At 61.5% G+C, this 22,768-nt stretch carries 20 protein-coding genes; 15 read left to right on the top strand and 5 right to left on the bottom strand.

Going from position 1 to position 22,768, the window contains the following annotated elements; genetic code table 11:
• The first annotated feature begins 57 nt into the window (after window positions 1-57).
• On the top strand, window positions 58-2,559 hold the full coding sequence (locus tag QTL95_RS05460) for a TonB-dependent receptor (RefSeq protein WP_289718957.1): 2,502 nt from the start codon (window positions 58-60) through the stop codon (window positions 2,557-2,559).
• Between the two features lie 18 nt (window positions 2,560-2,577).
• Here the strand turns inward: QTL95_RS05460 and QTL95_RS05455 are convergent, their stop codons facing one another.
• Window positions 2,578-4,380 (bottom strand): diguanylate cyclase domain-containing protein, encoded by a 1,803-nt coding sequence (locus QTL95_RS05455; RefSeq protein ID WP_289718956.1) that lies wholly within the window; start codon window positions 4,378-4,380, stop codon window positions 2,578-2,580.
• A gap of 350 nt (window positions 4,381-4,730) precedes the next feature.
• On the opposite strand from QTL95_RS05455, the gene ugpB reads away from it, so the two are divergent.
• The 4 genes from ugpB to QTL95_RS05435 all read left to right on the top strand — a co-directional run bounded on the left by ugpB (window position 4,731) and on the right by QTL95_RS05435 (window position 8,886).
• Complete coding sequence (gene ugpB / locus QTL95_RS05450; protein ID WP_289718955.1) at window positions 4,731-6,038, top strand: sn-glycerol-3-phosphate ABC transporter substrate-binding protein UgpB; 1,308 nt, start codon at window positions 4,731-4,733, stop codon at window positions 6,036-6,038.
• A gap of 68 nt (window positions 6,039-6,106) precedes the next feature.
• Window positions 6,107-6,988, top strand: a complete 882-nt coding sequence (gene ugpA, locus QTL95_RS05445) for a sn-glycerol-3-phosphate ABC transporter permease UgpA (protein ID WP_289718954.1) — start codon at window positions 6,107-6,109, stop codon at window positions 6,986-6,988.
• Between the two features lie 6 nt (window positions 6,989-6,994).
• Window positions 6,995-7,843, top strand: coding sequence for a sn-glycerol-3-phosphate ABC transporter permease UgpE (gene ugpE / locus QTL95_RS05440; RefSeq protein ID WP_289718953.1), 849 nt, complete (start codon window positions 6,995-6,997; stop codon window positions 7,841-7,843).
• A complete protein-coding gene (locus QTL95_RS05435) occupies window positions 7,843-8,886 on the top strand; it encodes a sn-glycerol-3-phosphate import ATP-binding protein UgpC (protein WP_289718952.1) in 1,044 nt (347 codons plus the stop codon). Before ugpE ends, QTL95_RS05435 begins: the two co-directional genes overlap by 1 nt.
• 7 nt (window positions 8,887-8,893) lie before the next feature.
• On the opposite strand, the gene QTL95_RS05430 is transcribed toward QTL95_RS05435, so the two are convergent.
• Window positions 8,894-9,802: a GntR family transcriptional regulator gene (locus tag QTL95_RS05430; protein WP_289718951.1), complete on the bottom strand. Its 909-nt coding sequence runs from the start codon at window positions 9,800-9,802 to the stop codon at window positions 8,894-8,896.
• A gap of 188 nt (window positions 9,803-9,990) precedes the next feature.
• On the opposite strand from QTL95_RS05430, the gene QTL95_RS05425 reads away from it, so the two are divergent.
• The 7 genes from QTL95_RS05425 to QTL95_RS05395 all read left to right on the top strand — a co-directional run bounded on the left by QTL95_RS05425 (window position 9,991) and on the right by QTL95_RS05395 (window position 16,681).
• A complete protein-coding gene (locus tag QTL95_RS05425; protein ID WP_289718950.1) occupies window positions 9,991-11,124 on the top strand; it encodes a mannitol dehydrogenase family protein in 1,134 nt (377 codons plus the stop codon).
• Window positions 11,121-11,804, top strand: coding sequence for an amino acid ABC transporter permease (locus tag QTL95_RS05420; protein ID WP_289718949.1), 684 nt, complete (start codon window positions 11,121-11,123; stop codon window positions 11,802-11,804). The genes QTL95_RS05425 and QTL95_RS05420 overlap by 4 nt, the downstream gene beginning before the upstream one ends.
• 10 nt (window positions 11,805-11,814) lie before the next feature.
• Complete coding sequence (locus QTL95_RS05415) at window positions 11,815-12,468, top strand: amino acid ABC transporter permease (protein ID WP_289718948.1); 654 nt, start codon at window positions 11,815-11,817, stop codon at window positions 12,466-12,468.
• Entirely contained in the window at window positions 12,452-13,180 is a 729-nt protein-coding gene (locus tag QTL95_RS05410) for an amino acid ABC transporter ATP-binding protein (RefSeq protein ID WP_289718947.1), read from the top strand. Before QTL95_RS05415 ends, QTL95_RS05410 begins: the two co-directional genes overlap by 17 nt.
• Before the next feature lie 51 nt (window positions 13,181-13,231).
• Window positions 13,232-14,035 carry a transporter substrate-binding domain-containing protein gene (locus QTL95_RS05405; RefSeq protein WP_289718946.1) on the top strand — a complete coding sequence of 268 codons (804 nt, stop codon included), beginning with the start codon at window positions 13,232-13,234 and terminating at the stop codon, window positions 14,033-14,035.
• A 106-nt stretch (window positions 14,036-14,141) separates the two neighbouring features.
• Window positions 14,142-15,152: a zinc-binding alcohol dehydrogenase family protein gene (locus QTL95_RS05400; RefSeq protein WP_289718945.1), complete on the top strand. Its 1,011-nt coding sequence runs from the start codon at window positions 14,142-14,144 to the stop codon at window positions 15,150-15,152.
• 5 nt (window positions 15,153-15,157) lie between these two features.
• A complete protein-coding gene (locus QTL95_RS05395) occupies window positions 15,158-16,681 on the top strand; it encodes a UxaA family hydrolase (protein WP_289718944.1) in 1,524 nt (507 codons plus the stop codon).
• Between the two features lie 24 nt (window positions 16,682-16,705).
• On the opposite strand, the gene QTL95_RS05390 is transcribed toward QTL95_RS05395, so the two are convergent.
• Both QTL95_RS05390 and QTL95_RS05385 read right to left on the bottom strand, forming a co-directional pair.
• Window positions 16,706-17,476: a phosphodiester glycosidase family protein gene (locus QTL95_RS05390; protein ID WP_442981257.1), complete on the bottom strand. Its 771-nt coding sequence runs from the start codon at window positions 17,474-17,476 to the stop codon at window positions 16,706-16,708.
• 46 nt (window positions 17,477-17,522) lie between these two features.
• Entirely contained in the window at window positions 17,523-18,161 is a 639-nt protein-coding gene (locus QTL95_RS05385) for a hypothetical protein (RefSeq protein ID WP_289718943.1), read from the bottom strand.
• On the opposite strand from QTL95_RS05385, the gene QTL95_RS05380 reads away from it, so the two are divergent.
• Both QTL95_RS05380 and QTL95_RS05375 read left to right on the top strand, forming a co-directional pair.
• Window positions 18,140-20,071: a hypothetical protein gene (locus QTL95_RS05380; protein ID WP_289718942.1), complete on the top strand. Its 1,932-nt coding sequence runs from the start codon at window positions 18,140-18,142 to the stop codon at window positions 20,069-20,071. The genes QTL95_RS05385 and QTL95_RS05380 overlap by 22 nt on opposite strands.
• 26 nt (window positions 20,072-20,097) lie before the next feature.
• Window positions 20,098-20,316, top strand: a complete 219-nt coding sequence (locus tag QTL95_RS05375; RefSeq protein WP_289718941.1) for a hypothetical protein — start codon at window positions 20,098-20,100, stop codon at window positions 20,314-20,316.
• A gap of 63 nt (window positions 20,317-20,379) precedes the next feature.
• On the opposite strand, the gene QTL95_RS05370 is transcribed toward QTL95_RS05375, so the two are convergent.
• The gene (locus QTL95_RS05370; protein ID WP_289718940.1) at window positions 20,380-21,969 is read right to left on the bottom strand and encodes an ABC-F family ATP-binding cassette domain-containing protein; all 1,590 of its coding nucleotides are present in this window, start codon (window positions 21,967-21,969) and stop codon (window positions 20,380-20,382) included.
• A gap of 117 nt (window positions 21,970-22,086) precedes the next feature.
• Between QTL95_RS05370 and QTL95_RS05365 the strand changes: the two genes are divergently transcribed.
• On the top strand, window positions 22,087-22,722 hold the full coding sequence (locus QTL95_RS05365) for a TetR/AcrR family transcriptional regulator (protein ID WP_289718939.1): 636 nt from the start codon (window positions 22,087-22,089) through the stop codon (window positions 22,720-22,722).
• Window positions 22,723-22,768: the final 46 nt, after the last annotated feature.

The raw sequence follows: 22,768 nt of genomic DNA, 5'->3' as shown, positions 1-22,768 counted from the left end.
GGCACCTCGTCCGTCAACCCCGCAGACACCGATTGAATAGCACAGGTCTGGGGTTCCATGACACATTCGACGTATACCGGCAGCGCCCGCCCGCTGCTTCACCTCCTTGCGGCCGTGTTGGCCAGCACAGTCACCACAGCCACCATAGAAACGGCGCAAGCACAACAGACCGGCGCGATCGAACTCAACCTCCCAGGCGGCAGTCTGACCAGCGCGCTGAACGCGCTTGCAGCCCAGACCAGGCTGCAGATTGTTTTCGACGCCGGCGTCACCGCAGGCGTTAGTACAGCACCCGTTTCCGGACATCTGACAGCGGATGCCGCGCTCTCGCGGCTGCTTGCCGGCACCGGGATCATCTACCGCTACAGCGGATCATCGATGATCACGCTGAGCAAAGCCGGGGCGCAGGCGGACCGGAGCGACGGGGATGCCACCTATCTTTCGACCATCGTCGTGAAGGGCGGTCGTCACTACGGCGACAACGCGCCTAACGTCGCTGTGATCGGGCAGGAGGAGATCGAGCAAGCGCAGGCCTCGAGCCTTCCAGAACTCGTGAACAAGACCCCGGGGGTTTCGCTGGCAGGGGGCGTGCGCATTCAGGGGCAGACGATCACGATCCGCGGGTTTGGCAGGCAATCGGACACCCGCATTCTGCTGGACGGTGCGCCGAAGAACTTCGAGAAGTATGACCAGGGTACGATCTTCGTCGAACCCGAATTGTTGAAGAAAGTCGAGATCCAGAAGGGCGCGACATCGGTGCGCTACGGGAATGGCGGTTTCGGCGGAACGATTCTGATGGAAAGCAAGGACGCCGGCGACATGCTCAAGCCCGGGCAGACGTGGGGCGCCTGGGGAAAGACAGCATACCAAACCGCCAACAAGGAATTTCTTGAGACCGGTGCCGTCTACGGCAAGTCGGACTTCGGTACGCCGATCACCTATAACGGCCTGCTTTCGCTGACATGGCGCAAGAGCGACGACATGCGCATCGGCGGCGGGGAGATATACGAATCTTCAGATTCCAAGCTCGCCTCTGCTCTCCTAAAGACCGGTGCAGATTTCGATGGCAACGAAATCAATACTTCGGTCAGCTATGGCAGAAGCAATAACTGGGGGCCCATTGCCGCCGTGCGCGGCCAGTTGGACATAAACTCGGCCGACCTTCCCCTTGGCTACGATGAAGCGATTGCTCGACGACTAGCATGGCGCGAATTGAAGGACCTGACGTCGACCTTCGAGTATAAGTACACCGGCGACAGCGATCTCGTAAACGCGCGCTTCATGGCAAGCTACTCATCAACAGGGCAGCATGCGACCCGCACTCATTATAGATCCGCCCCCGCCGCGTCCGTGGGCGGCGTCGAGAACGATGCCACCTATTCCGACTTTCACCTGGAAGCGGAGAATACATCCAACTTTACCTTGGGCGGTCTTGACCACAAACTGAACTACGGCGTTCAGTATAACGCTCACAAGCGTGACGTGATGATGTTCGATCTCGCCAACGTAGCCAAGCCAGACTACAACTACGGCTACTATGCGCCGTGGTACATGCCGGAGGGAACGCAGAACACGACATCGGCCTTCGTGCGCGACACGATCGACGTTACCGACACATTCAAGGTGACGCCTGGACTGCGCTTCGATTATGTACGATCTGAAGGCGTTCCGAATGCCGCGCCGCGCTACAATAACCCGGCGGCTGATCACGACTACAGCGCGGTCTCGCATCAGGGCTTCACGCCCGCTTTAAGCGCTGAATGGCAGGCAACCCCGAACGTGCGCTTTTTTGCCGACTGGGCATACGCCATGCGCGCACCCAATATTGATGAGCTGTACTCGACACAAAGCGTTCTAACGAACGCTTCCGGCACGAGCAGGGGCCTCGATATCGAGCGGAACAACACCATCAATCTCGGTATCGATGTGAACTTCGACGACGTGTTCCTCGACGGCGACTCTCTTTCCACTCGTGTAGCGCTGTTCAACAACCATGTGACAAGCCCTGTGACCCGCCGCATCGGAACTGCCAATCTTTCGGGCATGAACCTTACCGGCCAAGTTCCCTGGTATTGGAACACGCCATCCTATTATTCGCGCGGCGTCGAGGTGCAGGCCCATTACGAGACCGAGCGCATGTTTGGCGATCTGGGCTTCTCGTGGATGGAAGGCGAACGGCATGCCGCCATCAACAACATCTTCTACAATGGCGACACCTATCTGGTGGATCTGGCGCCGACCACCCTGCTCGCCACGCTTGGCATGAAGGTTCCTGATCGCGATCTGTCCTTCGGCTGGACCGCAACCTTCGTAAATGCCCAGGATCGCACGCCATACCGTCAAGCGGGTGGCAGCACTTATGCAACCAAGGCCAGCCCCGGCTACTCGGTACACGGCCTCTTCCTGGATTGGACGCCGAAGGAAGGCATGATGAAGGATACGGAATTGCACGTCGCGCTCGAAAACATGTTCGACAAGCGATACCTGCCTTACCTGAGCGACGGTATCTCCGCGATGCCGGGACGCAATTTCAAGATTTCCCTCAGCCGGCGGTTCTGAGGGAGCAACCACGCGCTATCACCCCGCCCGCAACCTGCCCGCCGCGCCGCCGTTTGCCCAATCCGTGACGGTGGCGTTGCGCCCGCCCGCCTTGGCGCGTAGCAACGCAGCGTCCGCGCGTTTCATCAGTGTGGCGACCGGTCGGCCATCCTCGGTGGAGGCGACGCCGACCGAGACGGTGACCGTTCCCAGCGGCTGGCCGAGATAGACAATCGGGGCCGTCTCGACAGCGCGCCTGATCAAATCGGCGAGCTGTGCCGCCGCATCCTTATCGATACCATCGAGCACGACCGCGAATTCCTCGCCACCGTACCGGTGCACGGTCCCTTGGCTTGAAACCATATCGCTCATCAGCGCGGCGACCTGGCCCATCACATGGTCGCCGGCATCGTGGCCGAAGTCATCGTTGAAACGCTTGAAATGATCGATGTCGATCATCACGAAGGCTGCGGGTCGATCGTTCTCCTCGCGCCGCAGCCGGTTCAGTTCGCTGTCGAGAGAGCGGCGGTTGAGCAGGCCGGTCAGGGGATCCCGCGTGGCAAGGTTGGTGAGACGGTCGCGCAGTTGGAGATTGGCGATGGCAAGGCCGATGTTCTCGGCGATCAGCTCGATATAGACCCGCGCCGCCCCCAGCTCCGCGCCGCCATCCACGCCCTCGAAATAGAGCATCCCTACCGTGTCGCCATGAGCGGCGAGCGGCACGCAGAGGCATCCGAGGGTTTCGCTGGTGATGTGCTCGCAGACGACATCGGCCTGGCTGCTATCACTGAGATGCGCCCGACCGCGCCGGAGACCCCAGCATTCGGAGGCTGGGAAATTCTGGCCGGAGCGATGCGGCTCGCCCCAGGCGCCATCGGCGCGCAGCGCGGTGCGGCCGTCGTTCATCACATAGAGGCGGCCGCTCAGATCAGGAAATATCTCCGGCGCGAAGAGCGAGACGACGGCTGCGAGCTCCTTCTCGTCCTGGCAGGCCTGCATACGATGCATCATCTGCAGAATCTGGTCCTTGGTGTGCTGGTCCCTGCGGCGCTCTGCATCCAGCCTGTCTCGCTCCAATCCGTTATCACGAAAGATCTGGATGGCGTTGTTCATCTCGCCGATCTCGTCGCGGCGATCGTCCGTCAGGAGCTCGACATCGTAATCCTGCCGAGCGAGCCGTTTCACCACGCCGGACATCTGCAAAAGCGGCATGGCGACGCGGCGTTTCAGCACGAAGTAGAGAACACTGAGGAAAACCAGCGCCGTGACGCCGAGCAGCGTCTTGGCTATAGCGCTCCAGAGCTCATTTCGCGCCGTCGCTTGCGAGAGTTCGTCCTGCGCCCTTGTCGCGACCAGATCGGTGAAATGCCCGACGCTGGCGAGAAGGTCGGTTTGGAGGCGCTCATGTTCGGGGCCGAAAAGTGCTGTGCGCGCGGCCTCCTGCTTGCCGGCAGCATAATCCGCCACGGCCTGCTCCTCCACCGTATCCAGAGCTTCCGCGTCGGCCTCGATTTCCTTCAACGCGGCGAGTTCCTGCGGCGTCAGACGACCGTCCATCAATTCCTTTACGGTCTTTTCGCGTGTCCGCTCCTCATTGTCGGCGCCGCGAAAGGCCCGGAGATAACGGTCCTCGCCCTTCATCACGTAAAGTCGCGCATCTTCGCCGGTCTGTTCGGCCGCGGATTGAAGGCGATCGGCGATATCGTCCATCCGCCAGGCGGCTTCGGTGGCTGCCTGTTCGATCGCGGCGCTACGCGCCGACAGCAGGAAGGCGCCACCCGAGGTGATCGTCAGGATGACCGTGACGACATAAGCCCAGTTGGTGATCGTGCTTATCCGCATCCGCTTGCTCTCCACCCGGCAGCCAAGGTTTACCGCAGCCAACCATATACAACCGCCAAATATAGGACATATCGCTAAACACTGATTTAACGATGGTGCGCCGCGAGACAATCCTTCCATGCCTTGCATAAGCGCGGGACAACGCAGCGATCCCAGCGATCAAACTAACAATACCGTCTCGACAGATCGAGCGAAGGCGCTATCTTGGCTTGAACGCGTTTGCAAAAGATCGGATTTTACTGTTCTGTAGCGAGCGTTTTGAAGGCGTCCGGTTGGGATCGAGGAGGGTCGCAATCGGATTGGCGCGAGCAGGTCCACCTGCTGCAACAACGACCAGGGAGAGAAAATTCATGTCCGTTCGCAGTCTGTCCGTATTCGCGCTTGGCGCGGTCGCGTCGCTCGCCGCCGCGTCGCACGCGCTTGCAGCAACCGAGCTTCAGTGGTGGCACGCCATGGCCGGGGCCAACAATGAAGTGGTCAATCAGCTCTCGAAGGAATTCAACGACAGCCAGAGCGACTACAAGATCGTGCCTGTCTTCAAGGGCACCTATCCAGAGGCGCTGAACGCCGGCATCGCAGCCTTCCGCGCCAAGCAGTCGCCCGCCATCCTGCAGGTCTTCGATGCCGGTAGCGGCGTGATGATGGGTGCCGAAGGCGCGATCATGCCGGCGGCCGAAGTGCTCAAGAAGGGCGGCTTCACCTTCGACAAGTCAGAATATCTGCCCGGCATCGCGGCCTACTACTCCAAGCCGGATGGAACGATGCTGTCGTTCCCCTACAACTCCTCTTCGCCGATCCTCTACTACAACAAGGACCTCTTCCAGAAGGCCGGCCTCGATGCCGAGAAGCCGCCGAAGACCTGGCCGGAAGTTTTCGACGCCGCCAAGAAGATCAAGGCGAGCGGCGCCGCCGCCTGCGGCCTGACCTCGACCTGGCTAACCTGGATCCAGACCGAAAACCTCGCCGCCTGGAACAACGTCTCCTACGGCTCCAACGAGAACGGCCTGGCGGGCACCGACGTTACGCTCGCCTTCAACTCGCCGCTCTTCGTGCAGCATTTCCAGTCGATCGCCGATCTCGCCAAGGACGGCACCTTTCGTTACGGCGGGCGCACGTCGGAAGCCAAGCAGCTCTTCACCTCCGGCGAGTGCGCGATCATGACGGAATCCTCGGGTGGCCTTGGCGACATCATCAAGTCGGGTATCAATTACGGCATCGGCCAGCTTCCTTATTATGACGGTCACGGCCCGCAGAACACCATCCCCGGCGGCGCCAGCCTCTGGGTTTTCGCCGGCAAGACCGACGAGGAATACAAAGGCATCGCGCAGTTCTTCCACTTCCTGTCGCAGACCAAGATCCAGTCGCGGCTGCACCAGGTTTCGGGCTACATGCCGGTGACGATGGCCGCCTATGAGGACACCAAGAAGTCCGGCTTCTACGACAAGAATCCGGGCCGCGAGACGCCGATCCTGCAGATGATGGGCAAGGCGCCGACCGAGAACTCCAAGGGCGTTCGCCTTGTCAACCTGCCGCAGGTGCGCGACATCATGAACGAGGAGTTCGAGGCGATGCTGGCCGGCAAACAGGATGCCAAGGCGGCTCTCGACAAGGCGGTCGAACGCGGCAACGCGGCCATCAAGCAGGCTGTCGGCCAGTAACGGACCGATGCGATACCGCCTGCGGTCCTGTGGCCGCAGGCGGCACCTCTCCTCGCAAGGACGCGCCCGTGCAGCAAGCAGCCTTTCCGAACAAGATTCTCCCCTATTTTCTGGTCGCCCCGCAATTGGTCCTGACCGTCGTGTTCTTCTTCTGGCCGGCGAGCCAGGCGCTCTATCAATCAACACAGCGCCAGGATCCGTTCGGCCTGAAAAGCGGTTTCGTCGGCCTCGCCAATTTCAAGGCGGTGCTGGCCGATCCGAATTATCTCAATTCGCTGCAGGTTACGGTGATCTTCAGTGTCGCAACGGCGCTGCTGTCGATGGTCGTGGCGCTCGCGCTTGCGACCGCAGCCGACAAGATGGTGCGAGGCCAAGGCTTTTACCGAACCCTGCTCATCTGGCCCTATGCGGTGGCGCCTGCCGTCGCCGGCATGCTGTGGCTATTCATGTTCAATCCCGCCATGGGCACGTTCGCCTATATCCTCCGCCGCAACGGCTTCCTTTGGGATCCGCTTCTCAACGGGAACCAGGCAATGGCGCTGGTGATCGTGGCCGCCGCCTGGAAACAGATCAGCTATAATTTCCTGTTCTTCGTCGCCGGCCTGCAGGCCATCCCGAAATCACTGATCGAGGCGGCAGCGATAGACGGCGCGCGCGGCAGCCGGCGTTTCTGGACAATCGTCTTCCCGCTTCTGGCGCCGACGACGTTCTTCCTGCTCGTGGTCAACACCGTCTACGCCTTCTTCGACACCTTCGGCATCATCCATTCCGTCACCGGCGGTGGCCCGGCCAAGGCGACGGAGACGCTGGTGTACAAGGTCTACAACGACGGCTTCGTCAATCTGGATCTCGGCTCTTCCGCCGCGCAATCGGTGATCCTGATGATCATCGTCATCGCGCTCACGGCCTTTCAATTCCGCTTCGTCGAGAAGCGGGTCCATTACGGGTGAGCGCGCATGATTGAAAAAAGACCCGTCGCCAGCCTCATGGGCCATCTGATGCTAATCATCGGCATCATCATCGTCGCATTTCCGATCTACTATACCTTCGTCGCCTCAACGATGACCTCCGCGGAGATCATTCGGCCGCCGATCTCGCTGTTGCCCGGCGACCATCTGGTGGAGAACTATCGCGACGCGCTCACGGGCGGCGTCGAACGTGTGGTTGGCGTCAGCCTCGAACGGCTGCTGTTCAACACATTCGTGGTGGCGACGGTGATTGCCGTCGGCAAGATCGTGATCTCGTTCCTCTCGGCATTTGCGATCGTCTTCTTCCGCTTTCCGTTGCGCATGGTGTTCTTCTGGATGATCTTCGTGACGCTGATGCTGCCGGTGGAGGTGCGCATCCTGCCAACCTACAAGGTAATCGTCGATCTCGGCATGATCGACACCTATGCCGGCCTCACGCTGCCGCTAATGGCATCGGCCACGGCGACCTTCCTGTTCCGGCAGTTCTTCCTGACCGTTCCCGGTGAATTGCTGGAAGCCGCGCGTATCGACAATGCCGGACCATTCCGCTTCATGCGCGATATCCTGCTTCCACTGTCGCGCACCAACATCGCGGCGCTGTTCGTGATCCTCTTCATCTACGGCTGGACGCAGTATCTCTGGCCGCTGCTCGTGACCAACGACGCCAAGATGAACACGATCATCATCGGCCTCAGGAAAATGGTGGATTTCGCCGACGCGGCAACGCCGTGGAATTTCGTCATGGTGACGGCGATCCTCGCCATCATCCCGCCGATCATCGTTGTGGTGCTGATGCAGCGCTGGTTTGTAAAAGGTCTCGTGGAGACGGAGAAGTAATGGCCCAAATCAATCTCAGGGATATCCGCAAGGTCTATGGCGGCAACATCGAAGCGATCAAGGGCGTATCGCTCGATATCGCCGATGGCGAACTCGTCGTGCTTGTCGGGCCATCGGGTTGCGGAAAATCCACGCTGCTCAGGATGATCGCCGGCCTCGAGAGCATTTCGGGCGGCCAGATCGCTATCGGCGAGCGCGTCGTCAACGATCTCGAGCCGTCCGAGCGCGATATCGCCATGGTGTTCCAGAACTACGCGCTCTATCCGCACATGACCGTGCGGCAAAACCTCTCCTACGGCTTGAAGAACCGCAATACGCCGCCCGACGAGATCGCTCGGCGGATCGAGAAGGCCGCCAGGGCGCTGGAGATCGAAGCGTTTCTCGACCGCAAGCCGCGGCAACTTTCCGGCGGCCAGCGCCAGCGCGTCGCCATGGGGCGAGCCATCGTGCGCGAACCGGCCGCCTTCCTTTTCGACGAACCGCTGTCGAACCTCGACGCAAAGTTACGCGTGCAGATGCGGGTCGAAATCAAGCGGCTTCAGCGGGCGCTGAAAACGACGAGCGTCTACGTTACCCACGACCAGATGGAGGCCATGACGCTGGCCGATCGGCTGGTGGTGCTGAACGGCGGCAGGATCGAGCAGGTGGGGACGCCGATCGAACTCTACGAGCGGCCGGCGACGAGCTTCGTCGCCACCTTCATCGGTTCGCCATCGATGAATCTGCTACCGCTCGATGATGGATCGTTACTTTCAAGCGGCAGCATCTCGCCGCCTGCGGGAGCCAGGACGCTGGGCGTTCGCCCGGAAGATTTGCATCTTGCGTCAGCCGAAAACGGTGAAGACCTGCGGATCGAGGTTCGCGTCGGCGCCGTAGAGCTGGTCGGCGCGGAAAGCTATGTGCACGCAACGTTCGGCGACGGCCAGCCGCTGGTCTTTCGTGTCCCGGGACGATCGCAGATCGCCATCGACGAAAGCGTCACCGTCGGCGTGGACAAGGCCGCATTACATTTCTTCGACGGCGATGGCCGGCGGCTCGCATAGTCGGCTGCTAGGCTTTCACCTTGAACGGACCAAGCTGGATGGAGCGCATCATCGTCTGGCGGGCCGTTCCGAGGTGCGCGCGGAATGTCGATTCTATGGCCTCGGGATCGCGGCGGCGAAGGGCTGCGATATAATCCAGATGTTCGGTCATCGCCTTGGTGTTGCGCTGCTTTTCGTCCTCGCGGTTCCACTGGTAGGTGTAGTGGAAGATGGCCGAGACGACGCTGTAGAACTCGATGATATAGCGATTGCGCGAGGCGTCGTGCACCAACCGATGTAAGCGTTCGTCGAGAGCCGGAAATTCCTTGTATCGTCGGTCGACGTCAGCAAGCAGCGCATGGTGCTCCGCCTCGATCGCATCGAGATTCTTCCAGCAAAGGGCATCGTCAGGCATGCGGATGAGGTGACGGGCGGCGCGCAGCTCGAACATCTCGCGGACCTCGTAGATCTCCTCGGTGAAATCGGGCGTGATCCCGCGAAACACCCAGGCGCTGTTGGGGCGGCGCTCGATCAGGCCGAAGTGCTGGAAGTGGGTGAGGTATTCGCGAATGGTGGTCGTCGAAGTGCCGAACTTGCGCGCGAGCTCGGCGCTGTTCAGCGATTGTCCGGCCTTGAAGTCGCCCTGCAGGATCCACTCCATGAAACGGCGCTCGACCGCGGCGCCGGCGGACATGGTCTGCGTCTCGGGAAAGTAGTCGGCCTCGTTGGGCGACCGGACCAGGGCATGGTTCGCTCCGTCGAACGAAAGGATACCCGCCTCCGCCATCGAGGCGAGCACCGACCGGACGGTCGTCCGGCTAACGGCCAACAGTGTCGCAAGCTCCGAATTGGACGGCATCCGCTCGCCTATGCCGTGCGCCGAAAGCCAATCCAGGCAACGATTATAGGCCGCCTTGTAAACCGCATTCCCCTTCAAACGACCCCTCCTCGCACCCGAAATTCCTGGCCCGCATACGAGCGGATAATTATATATAAAAAACAGTTGACGTCATTATAGCTGTTTTATATGCATAAGAAACAGGAGATGGGAGGCTTACGAATGTTTTTTTGCGAGCATAGGTTCGGCCATATGGCCGGGACCGCCCCATCTGCGCCGGTTCGCGCATGACCGGCAAAATCCTCCAGTTCGGTACCAGCCGCTTCCTGCAGGCGCACGCCGCGCTCTTCGTTCACGAGGCGCGTGAGGCGGGCGAGAACGCCGGGCCGATTACCGTCATTCAGGCCTCAGGCTCGGCCGATCGAAGCGGCAGGGTCGCGGCCTTCGGCAATCCTGATGGATACCCGATCGTCATCCGCGGCGTTGAGGGCTCCGATGTCATCGACAGGACCGTGATGGTTCGCAGCGTCACCGGCGGACTGTCGGCCTCGGCCGATTGGCCGGAAATTTCGAGACTGTTCGCCGAAGAAACCGAGTTCATCGTCTCCAACACGGGCGACACGGGCTACCAGCTCTCGGCCGACGATACGGCTATCTCCGAAGGCATCGCGCCAAAATCCTTTCCGGCCAAGCTTGCCGCATTGCTCTGTCTTCGCTGGAAATCCTCGGGCAAGGCGCTAGTGGTACTGCCCTGCGAACTGGTTACCGGCAACGGGCAGGCACTGAAGAAGGCGGTGGTTGAGAGCGCCCGCCGGTACGATCTGCCCGAAGACTTTTTCGCGTGGCTCGATCGCGACGTGGCGTTCGCCGATACTCTGGTCGACCGCATCGTCTCCGAAGCGATTGAGCCGGTTGGCGCGGTTGCCGAGCCCTATGCGATCTGGGTGATCAAGAACGCTCCAGGCGTTCGCGCGCCCTGCACGCATGCGAGCATCGTTCTTGCCGACGATCTGGAGCCCTACGAACGGCTGAAGCTGCATATCCTCAACCTCGGGCATACCTGGCTCGCCGAGACCTGGGCATCGGAAGGTCGCGACCGCAACGAGACCGTCCGCGAGATCCTCGCCGACGCAGCCATACGCGGTCGGCTGGATGCGATCTATCGCGACGAGGTGATCCCTGGCTTCGCCGTGAAGGGAATGGAAAACGAGGCGCGCGCCTACGTCGCGACGACGCTCGATCGCTTCCTCAATCCCTTCCTCAACCACCGCATCGCCGACATCGCGCAGCATCACGCGCAGAAGGTCGAACGCCGCATCGCCGCCTTCCTCGATTGGGTCGGATCATCAGGGAAACCCCACGACGCCCCCGTCCTGAAGGCGCTTGCGGCGCGCTATTCGGAAAGTGGATATCAGGCATGACTTACCAGTTCGATTTCGCGTCTCTCCTGCCATATTGGCGGGAATTCGCGCTTGGCGTCTGGCTGACGCTGCAGCTCTCGGTCCTTTCGACGGTCATCGGCTTCGTGCTCGGCACGCTCTGCGCGATCGGCCGCGCCGATGGCGGCCCGTGGGTGCGCGGCCTCGTCGCCACCTATGTCGAGGTGATCCGCAATACGCCGCTGCTGGTGCAGGTGTTTCTGGTCTATTTCGGCATCGCGACGCTCGGCGTCCATGTCTCCGCCAACATGGCGGCCGTGATCGCCCTCGTGGTCAACGTCGGCGCCTATACCTGCGAGATCGTCCGCGCCGGCCTGCAATCGGTGCACAAGGCGCAGATCGAAGCGGCGGAATGTCTTGGGCTTTCACGCAGCCAGATTTACTGGCACGTCGTCATCCGCCCGGCGATCGAGCGCGTCTATCCGGCGCTGACCAGCCAGTACGTGCTCCTGATGCTCGCCTCCTCGATCACCTCGCAGATTTCCGCCGAGGAACTGACGGCCGTGGCGAACCGTATACAGTCGGATACCTTCCGCAGCTTCGAGACCTATATCGTGGTCGGCATCCTTTACATCATCCTGTCCTTCGTCGTCCGCATTGCCCTGTGGCTGCTCGGTCTTGGGCTCTTCGTACGCCGGCGCAAGCTCGGCACGGCACTGTAAGGGGACCGCGATGCCAAGTTTCAGCATCATTCATCTCGAGTTTCTCGGCTGGGCGGCGATGTGGACCATCGGCCTGTCGGCAATCGCCTTCATCGGCGGCGGCCTGCTCGGCTTTGCGGTCGCGTTGGCGCGCATCAGTCCTCTCCGGGCCGTAAGAATGGCCGCGGCCGGCTATATCCAGCTCGTCCAAGGCACGCCGCTGCTGGTGCTTCTGTTCCTCATCTATTTCGGCATCGCCATTCTGGGCTTCGACCAAGTGCCGGCGATCCTCGCCGCCGCCGCCGGTCTCATCATCTACAGCTCGGGCTTCCTGGGCGAAATCTGGCGCGGCTGCATCGAATCCGTGCCGAAGACGCAGTGGGAAGCGGCGGAGTGCCTAGCGCTGTCGCGCTGGCAGCGCATGGTGAAGGTGATCATGCCGCAGGCGCTGCGCATCGCCACGCCGCCGACGGTCGGTTTCCTTGTCCAGATCGTCAAGAACACCTCGCTTGCTTCCGTTGTCGGCTTCGTCGAACTGTCGCAGGCCGGCAAGCTCATCAACAATTCGATCTTCGAACCCTTCACCGTCTTCATCGTGGTGGCGCTGTTTTACTTTGCCATCTGCTTTCCGCTTTCGGTTTGGAGCCGCACCCTCGAGAGGAAGCTCAATGTCGCCCATCGTTAAACTCACCAACGTCCACAAGGCTTTCGGTGCCGTTAAGGTCCTGAACGGCGTATCCTTCGAGGTCGGACGCGGCGAAGTGGCAGCCGTCATCGGTCAATCGGGTTCCGGCAAGTCGACGGCGCTGCGCTGTATCAATGCGCTGGAGACGATTGAGGATGGCACGATCGAAGTCTGCGATCACGCCGTGCACGATCCGAACATGAACAAGAACGCGTTGCGTCGCGATGTCGGCATCGTCTTCCAGAGCTACAACCTCTTTCCGCACCTGACGGCCGAGCAGAACATCATGCTGGCGCCGACCTGCGTGAAGAAGCTCAACAAATCCGCGGCGCGCGATCTCGCCCGCGAAGTGTTGGCCCGTGTGGGACTCGAGGCCAAGGCGGAGCATTTCCCGGAACAGCTGTCCGGGGGGCAGCAGCAGCGCGTGGCCATCGCCCGCTCGCTGGCGATGAAGCCGAAGCTGATGCTGTTCGATGAAGTGACCTCGGCGCTCGATCCGCAGCTGACCGGCGAAGTGCTGAAGGTCATGGAGGATCTTGCGCGCGGCGGCATGACGATGATCCTCGTCACACACGAAATGGCCTTCGCCCGCAAGGTGGCGTCGAAGGTCATTTACATGCACCACGGCCAGGTCTGGGAAACCGGACCGGGCGCGATGCTCGAGAACCCGCAGACACAGGAACTGCGCGACTTCGTTGGCAGCGGTCTTTGAGGACCACTGCCGGATATTTTCTTGGTAGGATGAAAAAGGGTGGAGAATACAATGAAGCGTAGAACATTCATGGCCGGCGTCGCCGGCGCACTGGCTGCAACCACTGTTCTCGGCACCATGCCGAGCCGGGCGCTTGCCGATACACTGGAGACCATCAAGGAGCGCAAGAAGCTGCTTGTCGCCATCGATCTCGGCTCGCCGCCCTTCGGCATGAGCGACGCCTCGATGCAGCCAACCGGCTCCGACGTCGAGACCGCCAAGCTGCTCGCCGCCGATCTGGGCTACCCGCTGGAGATCGTGCCGGTCACCAGCCCGAACCGCGTCCCCTTCCTGCTGACCAACAAGGCCGACATCGTCATGGCCTCGTTCAGCGTCAACGAGGAGCGCAAGAAGGTCATCGACTTCAGCGACGCTTATGGCGTCATCCAGATCGTCATCGCCGCTCCGAAGAGCACCGAGATCAAGAGCATCGCCGATGTCGTCGGCAAGCGTCTTGGCACGACGCGCGGCTCGACCAACGACAAGGTCGCGACGACGGAGGCGCAGGGCGCCGAGATGGTTCGCTACGACGACGACGCCACGCTGATCACCGCGCTCGTTTCCGGCCAGGTGCCAATCATGGCGTCCTCGCCGCAGGTCATGGCGGCCGTCAACCAGCGCCGCTCCGACGACCCGCTCGAGGTCAAGCTCGTGCTGAAGACGAACCCCTATGCCGTCGGCGTTCGCAAGGGCGACGATGCGCTGCGCACGACCTTGAACGAGTGGATTGCCAAGAACCTCGCGAATGGCAAACTCAACGAGATCTACCAGAAGTACAACGGCGTCGCTCTGCCGGCGGAAATGCCGAAGACCTGAACCTGGCCACCCCAGCAAAGATGAAGCGCCGGCCACCCGGCGCTTCCTCCCAACGAAGTCCTCAAGGTGATGCGCCAGGGTCCACCCGGCGCGCGAAGAGTGAATGATGAGAGCATTGATCTGCGACGAACCCGGCAAGCTGTCCCTGATCCAGCGTGACGTTCCCGTTCCCCGGGAAGGAGAAGTGCTGGTTCGCATCCGTCGCGTCGGCATCTGCGGGACCGATTTCCACATCTACCAGGGCAAGCATCCTTTCCTCGAATATCCGCGCGTCATGGGTCACGAACTCTCCGGCACGGTCGAGGAGGCGCCGAGCTCGTCGCGGCTTTCGAAGGGCGACAACGTCTACATCGTCCCCTACCTCTCCTGCGGCAAGTGCGTGGCCTGCAGCCGCGGTGTCACCAACGCCTGCCAGAACATCGCGGTTCTCGGCGTGCATCGCGACGGCGGCATGAGCGAATATCTCTGCGTTCCCGAGCAGAACGTGATCTCGGCCAGCAATGCATCGCTGGACGAAGCCGCCATGATCGAGTTCCTGGCGATCGGCGCGCACGGCGTGAAGCGCGGCGGCATCACTGCCGCCGACCGCGTGCTAGTCGTTGGCTCAGGGCCGATCGGCATGTCGGCGATCATCTTCGCCAAGGCACGCGGCGCCGATGTGACCGTCATGGACATGCGCGAAGACAGGCTTGCCTTCACCGTCGCCTCGCTCGGCGCCGACCGCACGCTGGTCGCCAATCCCGACGCCGAGGCGGAAGCCAGAAAGATCACCGGCGGCGACTTCTTCGACGTCGTGATCGACGCCACCGGCAACGCGGCAGCGATGCAGCGCGGTTTCGGCTTCGTCGCCCATGCCGGCCGATACGTTCTGGTCAGCGTCGTGCGCCAGGACATCACCTTCTCCGATCCCGAATTCCACAAGCGCGAAACGACGCTCTACGCCAGCCGCAACGCCCAGCCGGACGATTTCGCCGAGGTCGTAAAGCAGATGGAGGCCGGACGCGTGCCGACTCTCGCGCTCAACACGCATCGTGGTGCGCTTGCCGACGCCCCGCAACTCTTCAACGACTGGCTGCGGCCGGAGGCCGGCGTCATCAAGGCCATCCTGGAAGTCTGATCGCCATGACCTCACCCCGCACACTGCGACTTCACGAGGCCGACAATGTCGTGATCGCGATCGACAGCCTCGCAACCGGCAAGACCATCGATGGCGGCATAGTTGTCGGCCAACCCGTGGCGCGCGGTCACAAGATCGCCGTTCAGCCGATCGCGTCAGGTGAGGCTATCCGCAAATTCGGCCAGATCATCGGTTTCGCCAGCGGCGATATCGGCGCCGGCGAATGGGTGCACGAGCACAATGTCGCCATGCACGATTTCGAGCGCGACTATGCCTTCGCATCCGAGGCCAGGGAGGAAAGCGGATTGCTGCCGGGTGAGCAGCCGGCCACGTTCGAGGGTTTCCGGCGTGCCGACGGGCGGGTCGGCACTCGCAACTACATCGGAATCCTAAGCTCAGTGAACTGTTCGGCGACGGTCATCGATTTTATCGCCGACGAGTTCAACCGTTCCGGAATCCTGGCCGACTATCCGAATGTCGATGGGGTCGTTCCCTTCACGCATGGGACCGGTTGCGGCATGGGCAGCAAGGGTGAGGAATTCGATGTCCTGGCAAGAACCCAGTGGGGTTATGCCAGCCATCCGAATTTCTCCGCCGTCCTCCTCATCGGCCTTGGGTGCGAGGTATTCCAGATCCCGCGTCTCAAGAAGATGTTCGGCATTGTCGACGGCGCTCATTTCCAGAGCTTGACGATCCAGGAGATTGGCGGCACGCGCAAGGCGATTGAGGCCGGCGTGGCGAAGATCCGCGAAATGCTGCCGCTGGCAAACGCGTCCGTGCGCGAGACCGTTCCAGCTTCGGAGCTAGCGGTTGCTCTGCAGTGCGGTGGTTCCGACGGCTATTCCGGACTGACCGCCAATCCGGCGCTGGGCGTCGCCGTCGATATCCTGGTGCGCCACGGCGGCACCGCGATCCTGTCGGAAACGCCCGAGATCTTCGGCGCCGAACACCTGCTGACGCGGCGCGCGGAGAGCGCCGAAGTCGGGCAGAAGATCGTCGACCTCATCGAATGGTGGCGCGACTATGCGGCTCGAACCGGTGGCGAACTGAACAACAACCCCTCGCCCGGCAACAAGGCGGGCGGCCTGACCACGATCCTTGAAAAATCGCTCGGTGCGGTCGCCAAGGGTGGGAGTTCGACGCTTCGTGAAGTGTACCGCTACGCCGAGCGCGTGACGCGCAAGGGCTTCGTCTACATGGACACACCGGGGTACGACCCCGTCGCCGCGACCGGCCAGGTGGCGGGTGGCGCCAATGTCATCTGCTTCACCACTGGCCGCGGCTCGGCCTATGGGTGCAAGCCGACACCATCCCTGAAGCTCGCCACCAATTCCGACCTCTATGCGAGGATGGAAGAGGACATGGACATCAACTGCGGCGACATCATCGAAGGCGTTTCGCTTGAAGAGAAAGGTCGCGAGATCTTTCAGATCATCCTCGACACGGCCTCGGGCAAGCGGTCGAAGTCGGAACTGCTCGGCTATGGGCGAAACGAGTTCGTGCCCTGGCAGATCGGTGCAACCATGTGACAGCAATCGTGCGATGCAGCTTCGTTATCGCACGATCGCGATCATCGGCCCGTAGCCTCCATGTCCCGAGCGATCGTTGCGATCGAGTTCCGGACTGTAGAGACCCGTTCCCCGGCCGCCGTCGAGAAACAGGGCATTCGAGCATTTGAGGTCATCGCGAAACACGCGCGCGAAGTCATGGAAGTTCACGTCGTCCTCGCTGATCACGAATTTTATGTCATCGCCGCAGATGCCGACACCATCACGGCGCCTGCGATCGGTCGATCCCTGGATAAAGGCCGGATGCAGCACCCCGTTGATGACGAGCATCGGACCGGATTGCGTGGCGATTTTCACGTTCGGTCGGCGTTTCAAGTACTCTTCCGTCGAAAGGATGCCGGCGTCTTTTTCGTCAATGAAGAACACGCCATTGGGTTTCTTGTAGAAGTTCGGCACCGAGGCCGGAGAGCCCAGGCGGCTGGCGGTATTAACCGGCCGCAACTCCCGACCGTCCTCGACGTAGAGGCCAACCGGAGAGAAGTCGTCATCGAACATCCCGCCATTCATCGCGAAGGCGAGCGTCTGTCCTCGAGCTTGGACGGCGTCCGCCAGGGCGGAAAATGTGCGATAGGGCTGACCGTCGGCTCCGCGCCAGAAAAGGTGAACAGCATCGGCATCGCGCTTCACGGTGCAGACGGCGTAGCTGGCACCGCCAAAGCTCGCGGCTTCGCAGAGGCGGTCGTCAGCCTGCGCGGCATAGGCGGTGCCCATGAGCGTCGCAAACACCAATCCCATTGCACCCGGTAGCACTCTCATGACCCGCTCTTCGCCCGTTTGGATTGCATGAACTTCGCCGGAGCGGCTATCGCTTCATATCGGGACATACGTATGGGGCCCTGCCCCTCGCATAGCGGTGTTCAACCACATCCTTGCCTGCTTTCACCTGAAGCGTGAGCTGGCTCTGGGTCAGCGATTTGATTTTCGCGGAGACCTTCGCGCCATCCTCATCCCAGCTAACGGCATCCGGCCCGGTGCGCGTCCACTTGCGAAGCGCATAGGTTTCCCAGCAGGAGTCCATCAGCAACGTCCCATCGCCAAGAAACACCATCATCACGCCAGGCAAGCCGGATTGCGGCTTTGTCTCTACCCAAGCGCGACCGACCAGCGCATCCGTTTTGGGGGAGCTTTCCTGCGCAGCCGAGAGCGGAACAACCGCGGTTACAAATACAGATGCGATCGACGCGATCGAGGTGGTCAGATGCTTCATATCGGGCTCCAGCTTTCGAATCGGGTGCTCATTGATAAGACAAGCGGATGCCGCGAATATGGCATGAAACGAGACTGGTCGCGGCATGCCTTTAAACACAACCCTGAGATCACATTTTTGATTGTCATTTTCGAACAGGGGCTGCATTGTGGTTTTCAATTTCTTGTTGTATTTTAGTTTCAACTGAATGACGGCGTCGCGTAGAGGGGAAAATGGCTTACGTTCTGAAGACATTCGGATCGTTGCGGCTCTCGGATAGCAGAGGCAACGACGTTGTTTTTCCCGACTACGGCTTGCTGCTGCTCGCCCATTTGCTGACTAGAGCCGACGGTTCTGCCTGCCGCACCTCATTGGCCGCTTTTCTGTGGGGCAACGGTGAAGGCAGCGTTCTGCTTTCCAACTTTCACGAATTGATGTCGGCAATCGCAAAACGGCAGAAAGAGATCGGCGTCTCCCTGCTTTCGTTCGACGAGGCCAAGGTCTCGGTGGACCGGGAGGTGCTGTCTTCGGATCTTCCGAGCGGGGACCAGGAGGGATACGAGCCCTTCTCATGGCTCGGGCACCTCCACGAACTCTTCAGCAAACCATTCATGGGAATGGTGAACTGCAACAGCCCTATTTTCGGCAATTGGCTCGCCATGCAGGAAGCCTTTCATGTCGACCTTCTCTCGAGCGCACTGCGTGCAGCCGTGCGCCTGCCACATACGGGCGACGAGTCGAAGCTGATCAGAAAAGCGGCCATTGTCCTGTTCCGATCGGAGGCATCGGATCCCGACACGTTGAAGTTGTTGATAGATATCTTCAACGCCGAAGAGGACGTGGCCTCGCTTCAACGCCACTTCGCCGAACGTAGCGGCTCGATCTCGCGGAGCGTCGATGTCCTCAATACCGCGCTGCGCAGGGAACCCACGCTCGGACGACAGCCCGCCCAGGCATTCACCGACGACATTCGATCGAGCCTTGTCGATACCGGCGGCCGGCAGGCCGTGTTGCCACGCCTCGTGCTGCTGCCGCCCAGCAACCAATCCATTCGCCCAGAGGCCGGCATCCTGGCCACCTCGCTGATCGAAGACATCACGATCGGTTTCTGTGCCTATAACAGCCTGCAGGTCATCGCTCCGCATTCGGCCGTGCAGATCGGCCATCACATGGAAACGCAAGCCGCGTTCTTCAAACGGCATCATGTCAACTATGTGCTGGCAACGCGCATCAGCAGCACGGGTGGCGATGTCACCCTGTTCGCGCAACTTATCTTCTTCGACGACAGCAAGATCATCTGGGCCGAACGTTTCAGCCTCAACCATCTGAGCCTCGTGCGAGACAGGCGCGCGCTATCGCGACAGATCGCCATCTCGGTCTCGGGCGAGATCGATCGCCACCGTCAGGAGCAGTCCGATTACGAACTGAGCCCGGCCGCCTATCGCCGGTTCCTGGTTGGAAGGCAGCATCTCGGCCAGTTGACGCTTCCCAGCCTGCAGCGGGCGCGCGAGGAGATGAGTGCCGCGGTCGATGCGAGCCCAAGCTTCGCGCCGGCTCTCAGCGCGATCGGACGCACCTATTCGAAGGAATGGCTGCTCAGTGCCCGCGGCGATATCGAGCTTCTGAAGACCGCGGAGGCCTACGCCGCGAAGGCCATCCGGGAACGCTCCGACCTCGCCGACGGGTATCGGGAATTCGGCGTCGCCAAGCTCTTGCAGGGCGCGTTCGACGAAAGCGCTTCGGCGATGGAAATCGCCGAGACCCTGGCGCCGCACTATGCCGATATCGTCGCCGACCATGCGGATACGTTGGTCCACTGCTCTCTTCCATCCATGGCGCTGAAGAAGATCGAGCGGGCAATCGAGCTCAACCCGCTAAGCCCCGACACCTATTTCTGGACCGGCGCCGGTGCGAACTATGCGTTGGGCGAGTTCGAGGCGGCGCTCGACTATATCAGCCAGATGGCAAATCCGGGATTGGCCGACAGACTCTCGGCGGCGAGTTTCGCGATGCTGGGGCGCCAGGACATGGCACAGATGTTCGTTCGGCGCGTGCTGGAGGCGAACCCCAATTTCGACGTCGACCGCTGGCTGTCGGCGGTGCCGAGCAAAGAGCAGTGGCACAAGGATCTTTATCGCGAAGGCCTCAAGAAAGCAGGATTTTAGAAACCGATCTCCAGGGGAGTCAAAGCATGACAAAAGTAGTCGTCATCGGCATTGCAGGAGAAAAAGGTCTGTGGGTTGCGGATCTGACCGCCGGAACAGTGAAGCCGCTTGACCCGCCGGCGAACGGCGGCTTGAAGGCCGCTGCGGACAAGGGAGCGGCAGGAGCCCCGGTCACGAAGGGGCTCAGCGTCGCCGTCGTCGTCAAATCCGCCGCCGATGCCTTTGCTGGTCACTACGCTGGCTGAGCCAGCCACCGCAGCGAAAACTTGGGCTACATGAGCGGAGCAAGCGGCTTTGCCGTGTGATCGTCAGCCGGGTCCCTTGACCAATTCCAGCCGCCTGGTGACGCCGATATTGCCGAGGAACGTTTCGTCGTGGCTCACGACCAGAAGGGCACCGTCATAGGCAACGAGCGCGGCTTCAACCGCCTCGATCGAATCGATATCAAGATGATTGGTCGGCTCGTCGAGAACAAGCAGCGCCGGCGGCCGCGGGCCGCCGAGCACGCAGGCAAGCCCGGCGCGCAACATCTGTCCGCCGCTGAGGGTGGCGACCCGTTGCAGCGCCGCGTCCGCTCGGAAAAGAAAGCTCGCGAGCGTGGCCCGGCACTCATTTTCCGTCGATTGCGGATTGAGCCGAGTGAAGTTTCCGAGGATCGTATCCTCCGCTTCAAGGATGCCAACCGTCTGATCGAGCATCGCATACGCCACCTGCACGCTCACCTTGCCGCGAAACGGCTCGAGCGCGCCCGAGACAAGCTTCAACAGCGTCGTCTTGCCGGCACCGTTGGGGCCGGTCACCGCGACGCGTTCGGGGCCGACGATCGACAGTGAAAGATCACGGATAATTGGACTTTCGGGATCATGGCCGGCATCAACATGATCGAGGGTCAGAACGGATCGACCCGCTGCAAGGCCCGTCGATGGCAGCTTGATGGAAAACGGCTGTAGGACTTCGATACGCGATTTCGCCGCGCTAAGGCTCTCCTGCGCCCCGCTAAGTTGCCGTTCCGCCAGCTTCGACGCTTGCCCCTTGCTGGCCTCGGCGCTGCTCTTTCGCATGCCGGCGACGATCCGCGGCATGTCGCCTTTGGCCCCCTTACGAGCACCCGCTGCATCGCGCCGGTCCTTTCGCTCGGCGGCGAGCTGCGTCTTGCGCTTGACTTCGGCGATCGACTTTTCGGCATGCGCGAGATCGTGCTCCGCCGCGTCCAGTTCAAGGAGTTTCATCGCGCGATAGGCGGTCCAGTTGCCGCCATAGCGGCGGGCACCGAGCGATGTCATCTCGACGATTGCATCCATTTCGTCAAGCAATTCGCGATCATGACTGACGACGATGGCGCCGCTGCGCCAGCCGGCGAGGAGATCGATGACCGCCTGCCGGCCGTCGCGATCAAGGTTGTTCGTCGGCTCGTCCAATAGGAGAAAATCGGGTTCGCGAAATATAGCTGCTGCGAGGCCGACACGAGTCCGCTGCCCACCCGACAGCGTCGTCAGCAATGTATTCGCGTCTGCAGCGAACCCGACGCGGGCGAGCGCCGCGACCATGCGGTCCTCAAGCGCCCAGTCCGCCTCCGCAAGCTCCTCCATGCTTGCCGTGCCGGCTTCGGCGCGCTCAAGGATCGACATCGCCTCCGCCACCCCGAACAGCGAGGCGACAGTCTCTCCCGTTCCCACATGGACGGTCTGCCGAACCATAGCGACGGTGCCGTTGAGCGTCACGTTGCCCGCCCGCGGCTGAAACTCGCCGGCGAGCAGTTTCAAAAGCGTCGTCTTGCCGACACCGTTGCGGCCGACGAGGCCGGCGCGTTCGCCGACGAAGCTCAGGCTGAGATCGGAAAACACCGCCTGGCCGTCCGGCTTTGTCCAGGAAAGATCATTGATGGTGATGGAGGACATCGCCTGACGCCTTCTTGAAAAACTAAAAACAGCACGGTATCGTGCCGATTATCAAAATTCGACCGAATGTGCAACAACGCCGCCCTCGCAGCGGCGCACCACCGGATGTGACGGACATTGAAGACAAACCACACCCGCCCCGGCGGCCGGCCGCGCAAGGATCAGGCGGCCGCGATCGGCGAACGACTTCTTGATGGCGCGCGCGCCGTGTTCGCGAAGAGGGGGATAGGCAGCGCCTCGCTCGATGCGATCGCGGCCGACCTCGGCATGTCGAAGCACACGCTTTATCGCCGTTACCCGAACAAGGGCGCCCTTCTGGAGGCTGTCGTCGCCCGCGACCTCGGGCGTTTCCGCGAGGCGCTTGTGCAGGCCGCCGAAGCAAGGTGTGAACCTCTCGAGGCCCTGCATGCGGTGGCCCTGCGCTATTTCACCTTCGGCATCGCACGCGACTACGCCGCCTTCTATCTGGCCGTCATGGCCGAAGCCGCCATATCCACATCCATCGGCGAGAAGCTTGCTGCCTGGTCCGCCACAGCATTGGAGCCGCTGGAAGCGGTGATCGTCACGGCGCAAGCCGCAAACGTCATGCGTGCCGGCGACCCGACCGCCATCTGCGCCATTCTGGTCGATCTTCTGGAAGGCGCGAGCAACCGCGTGCGGCTCGCCCCCACGGACACATTCGATGAAGCCGCCTGCCGCATCCTCTTCGATGAACGCTGGGACCTCTTCGTCGCGGCCCTGTCGTTGCGTTAGCGAATGCCCCGCCCGCGTGGCGCGGACAGGGCACTTTCAGGAGGCT

The sequence above is a fragment of the Rhizobium sp. S152 genome (assembly GCF_030380735.1).
In the GTDB taxonomy this organism is placed as follows: Bacteria; Pseudomonadota; Alphaproteobacteria; order Rhizobiales; family Rhizobiaceae; genus Rhizobium.
Note: the sequence above shows the minus strand (reverse complement) of the source record. Positions and strands in the feature narration are given on the sequence as shown.

Coding starts and splice junctions, on each gene's coding strand:
- QTL95_RS05370 (WP_289718940.1), bottom strand. CDS start 21,969: ATGTCCTCCATCACCATCAATGATCTTTCCTGGACAAAGCCGGACGGC.
- QTL95_RS05405 (WP_289718946.1), top strand. CDS start 13,232: ATGAAGCGTAGAACATTCATGGCCGGCGTCGCCGGCGCACTGGCTGCA.
- QTL95_RS05415 (WP_289718948.1), top strand. CDS start 11,815: ATGCCAAGTTTCAGCATCATTCATCTCGAGTTTCTCGGCTGGGCGGCG.
- QTL95_RS05400 (WP_289718945.1), top strand. CDS start 14,142: ATGAGAGCATTGATCTGCGACGAACCCGGCAAGCTGTCCCTGATCCAG.
- ugpE (WP_289718953.1), top strand. CDS start 6,995: ATGATTGAAAAAAGACCCGTCGCCAGCCTCATGGGCCATCTGATGCTA.
- QTL95_RS05395 (WP_289718944.1), top strand. CDS start 15,158: ATGACCTCACCCCGCACACTGCGACTTCACGAGGCCGACAATGTCGTG.
- QTL95_RS05425 (WP_289718950.1), top strand. CDS start 9,991: ATGACCGGCAAAATCCTCCAGTTCGGTACCAGCCGCTTCCTGCAGGCG.
- QTL95_RS05420 (WP_289718949.1), top strand. CDS start 11,121: ATGACTTACCAGTTCGATTTCGCGTCTCTCCTGCCATATTGGCGGGAA.
- QTL95_RS05410 (WP_289718947.1), top strand. CDS start 12,452: ATGTCGCCCATCGTTAAACTCACCAACGTCCACAAGGCTTTCGGTGCC.
- QTL95_RS05390 (WP_442981257.1), bottom strand. CDS start 17,476: ATGAGAGTGCTACCGGGTGCAATGGGATTGGTGTTTGCGACGCTCATG.
- QTL95_RS05375 (WP_289718941.1), top strand. CDS start 20,098: ATGACAAAAGTAGTCGTCATCGGCATTGCAGGAGAAAAAGGTCTGTGG.
- QTL95_RS05460 (WP_289718957.1), top strand. CDS start 58: ATGACACATTCGACGTATACCGGCAGCGCCCGCCCGCTGCTTCACCTC.
- QTL95_RS05380 (WP_289718942.1), top strand. CDS start 18,140: ATGGCTTACGTTCTGAAGACATTCGGATCGTTGCGGCTCTCGGATAGC.
- QTL95_RS05455 (WP_289718956.1), bottom strand. CDS start 4,380: ATGCGGATAAGCACGATCACCAACTGGGCTTATGTCGTCACGGTCATC.
- ugpB (WP_289718955.1), top strand. CDS start 4,731: ATGTCCGTTCGCAGTCTGTCCGTATTCGCGCTTGGCGCGGTCGCGTCG.
- QTL95_RS05435 (WP_289718952.1), top strand. CDS start 7,843: ATGGCCCAAATCAATCTCAGGGATATCCGCAAGGTCTATGGCGGCAAC.
- QTL95_RS05385 (WP_289718943.1), bottom strand. CDS start 18,161: ATGTCTTCAGAACGTAAGCCATTTTCCCCTCTACGCGACGCCGTCATT.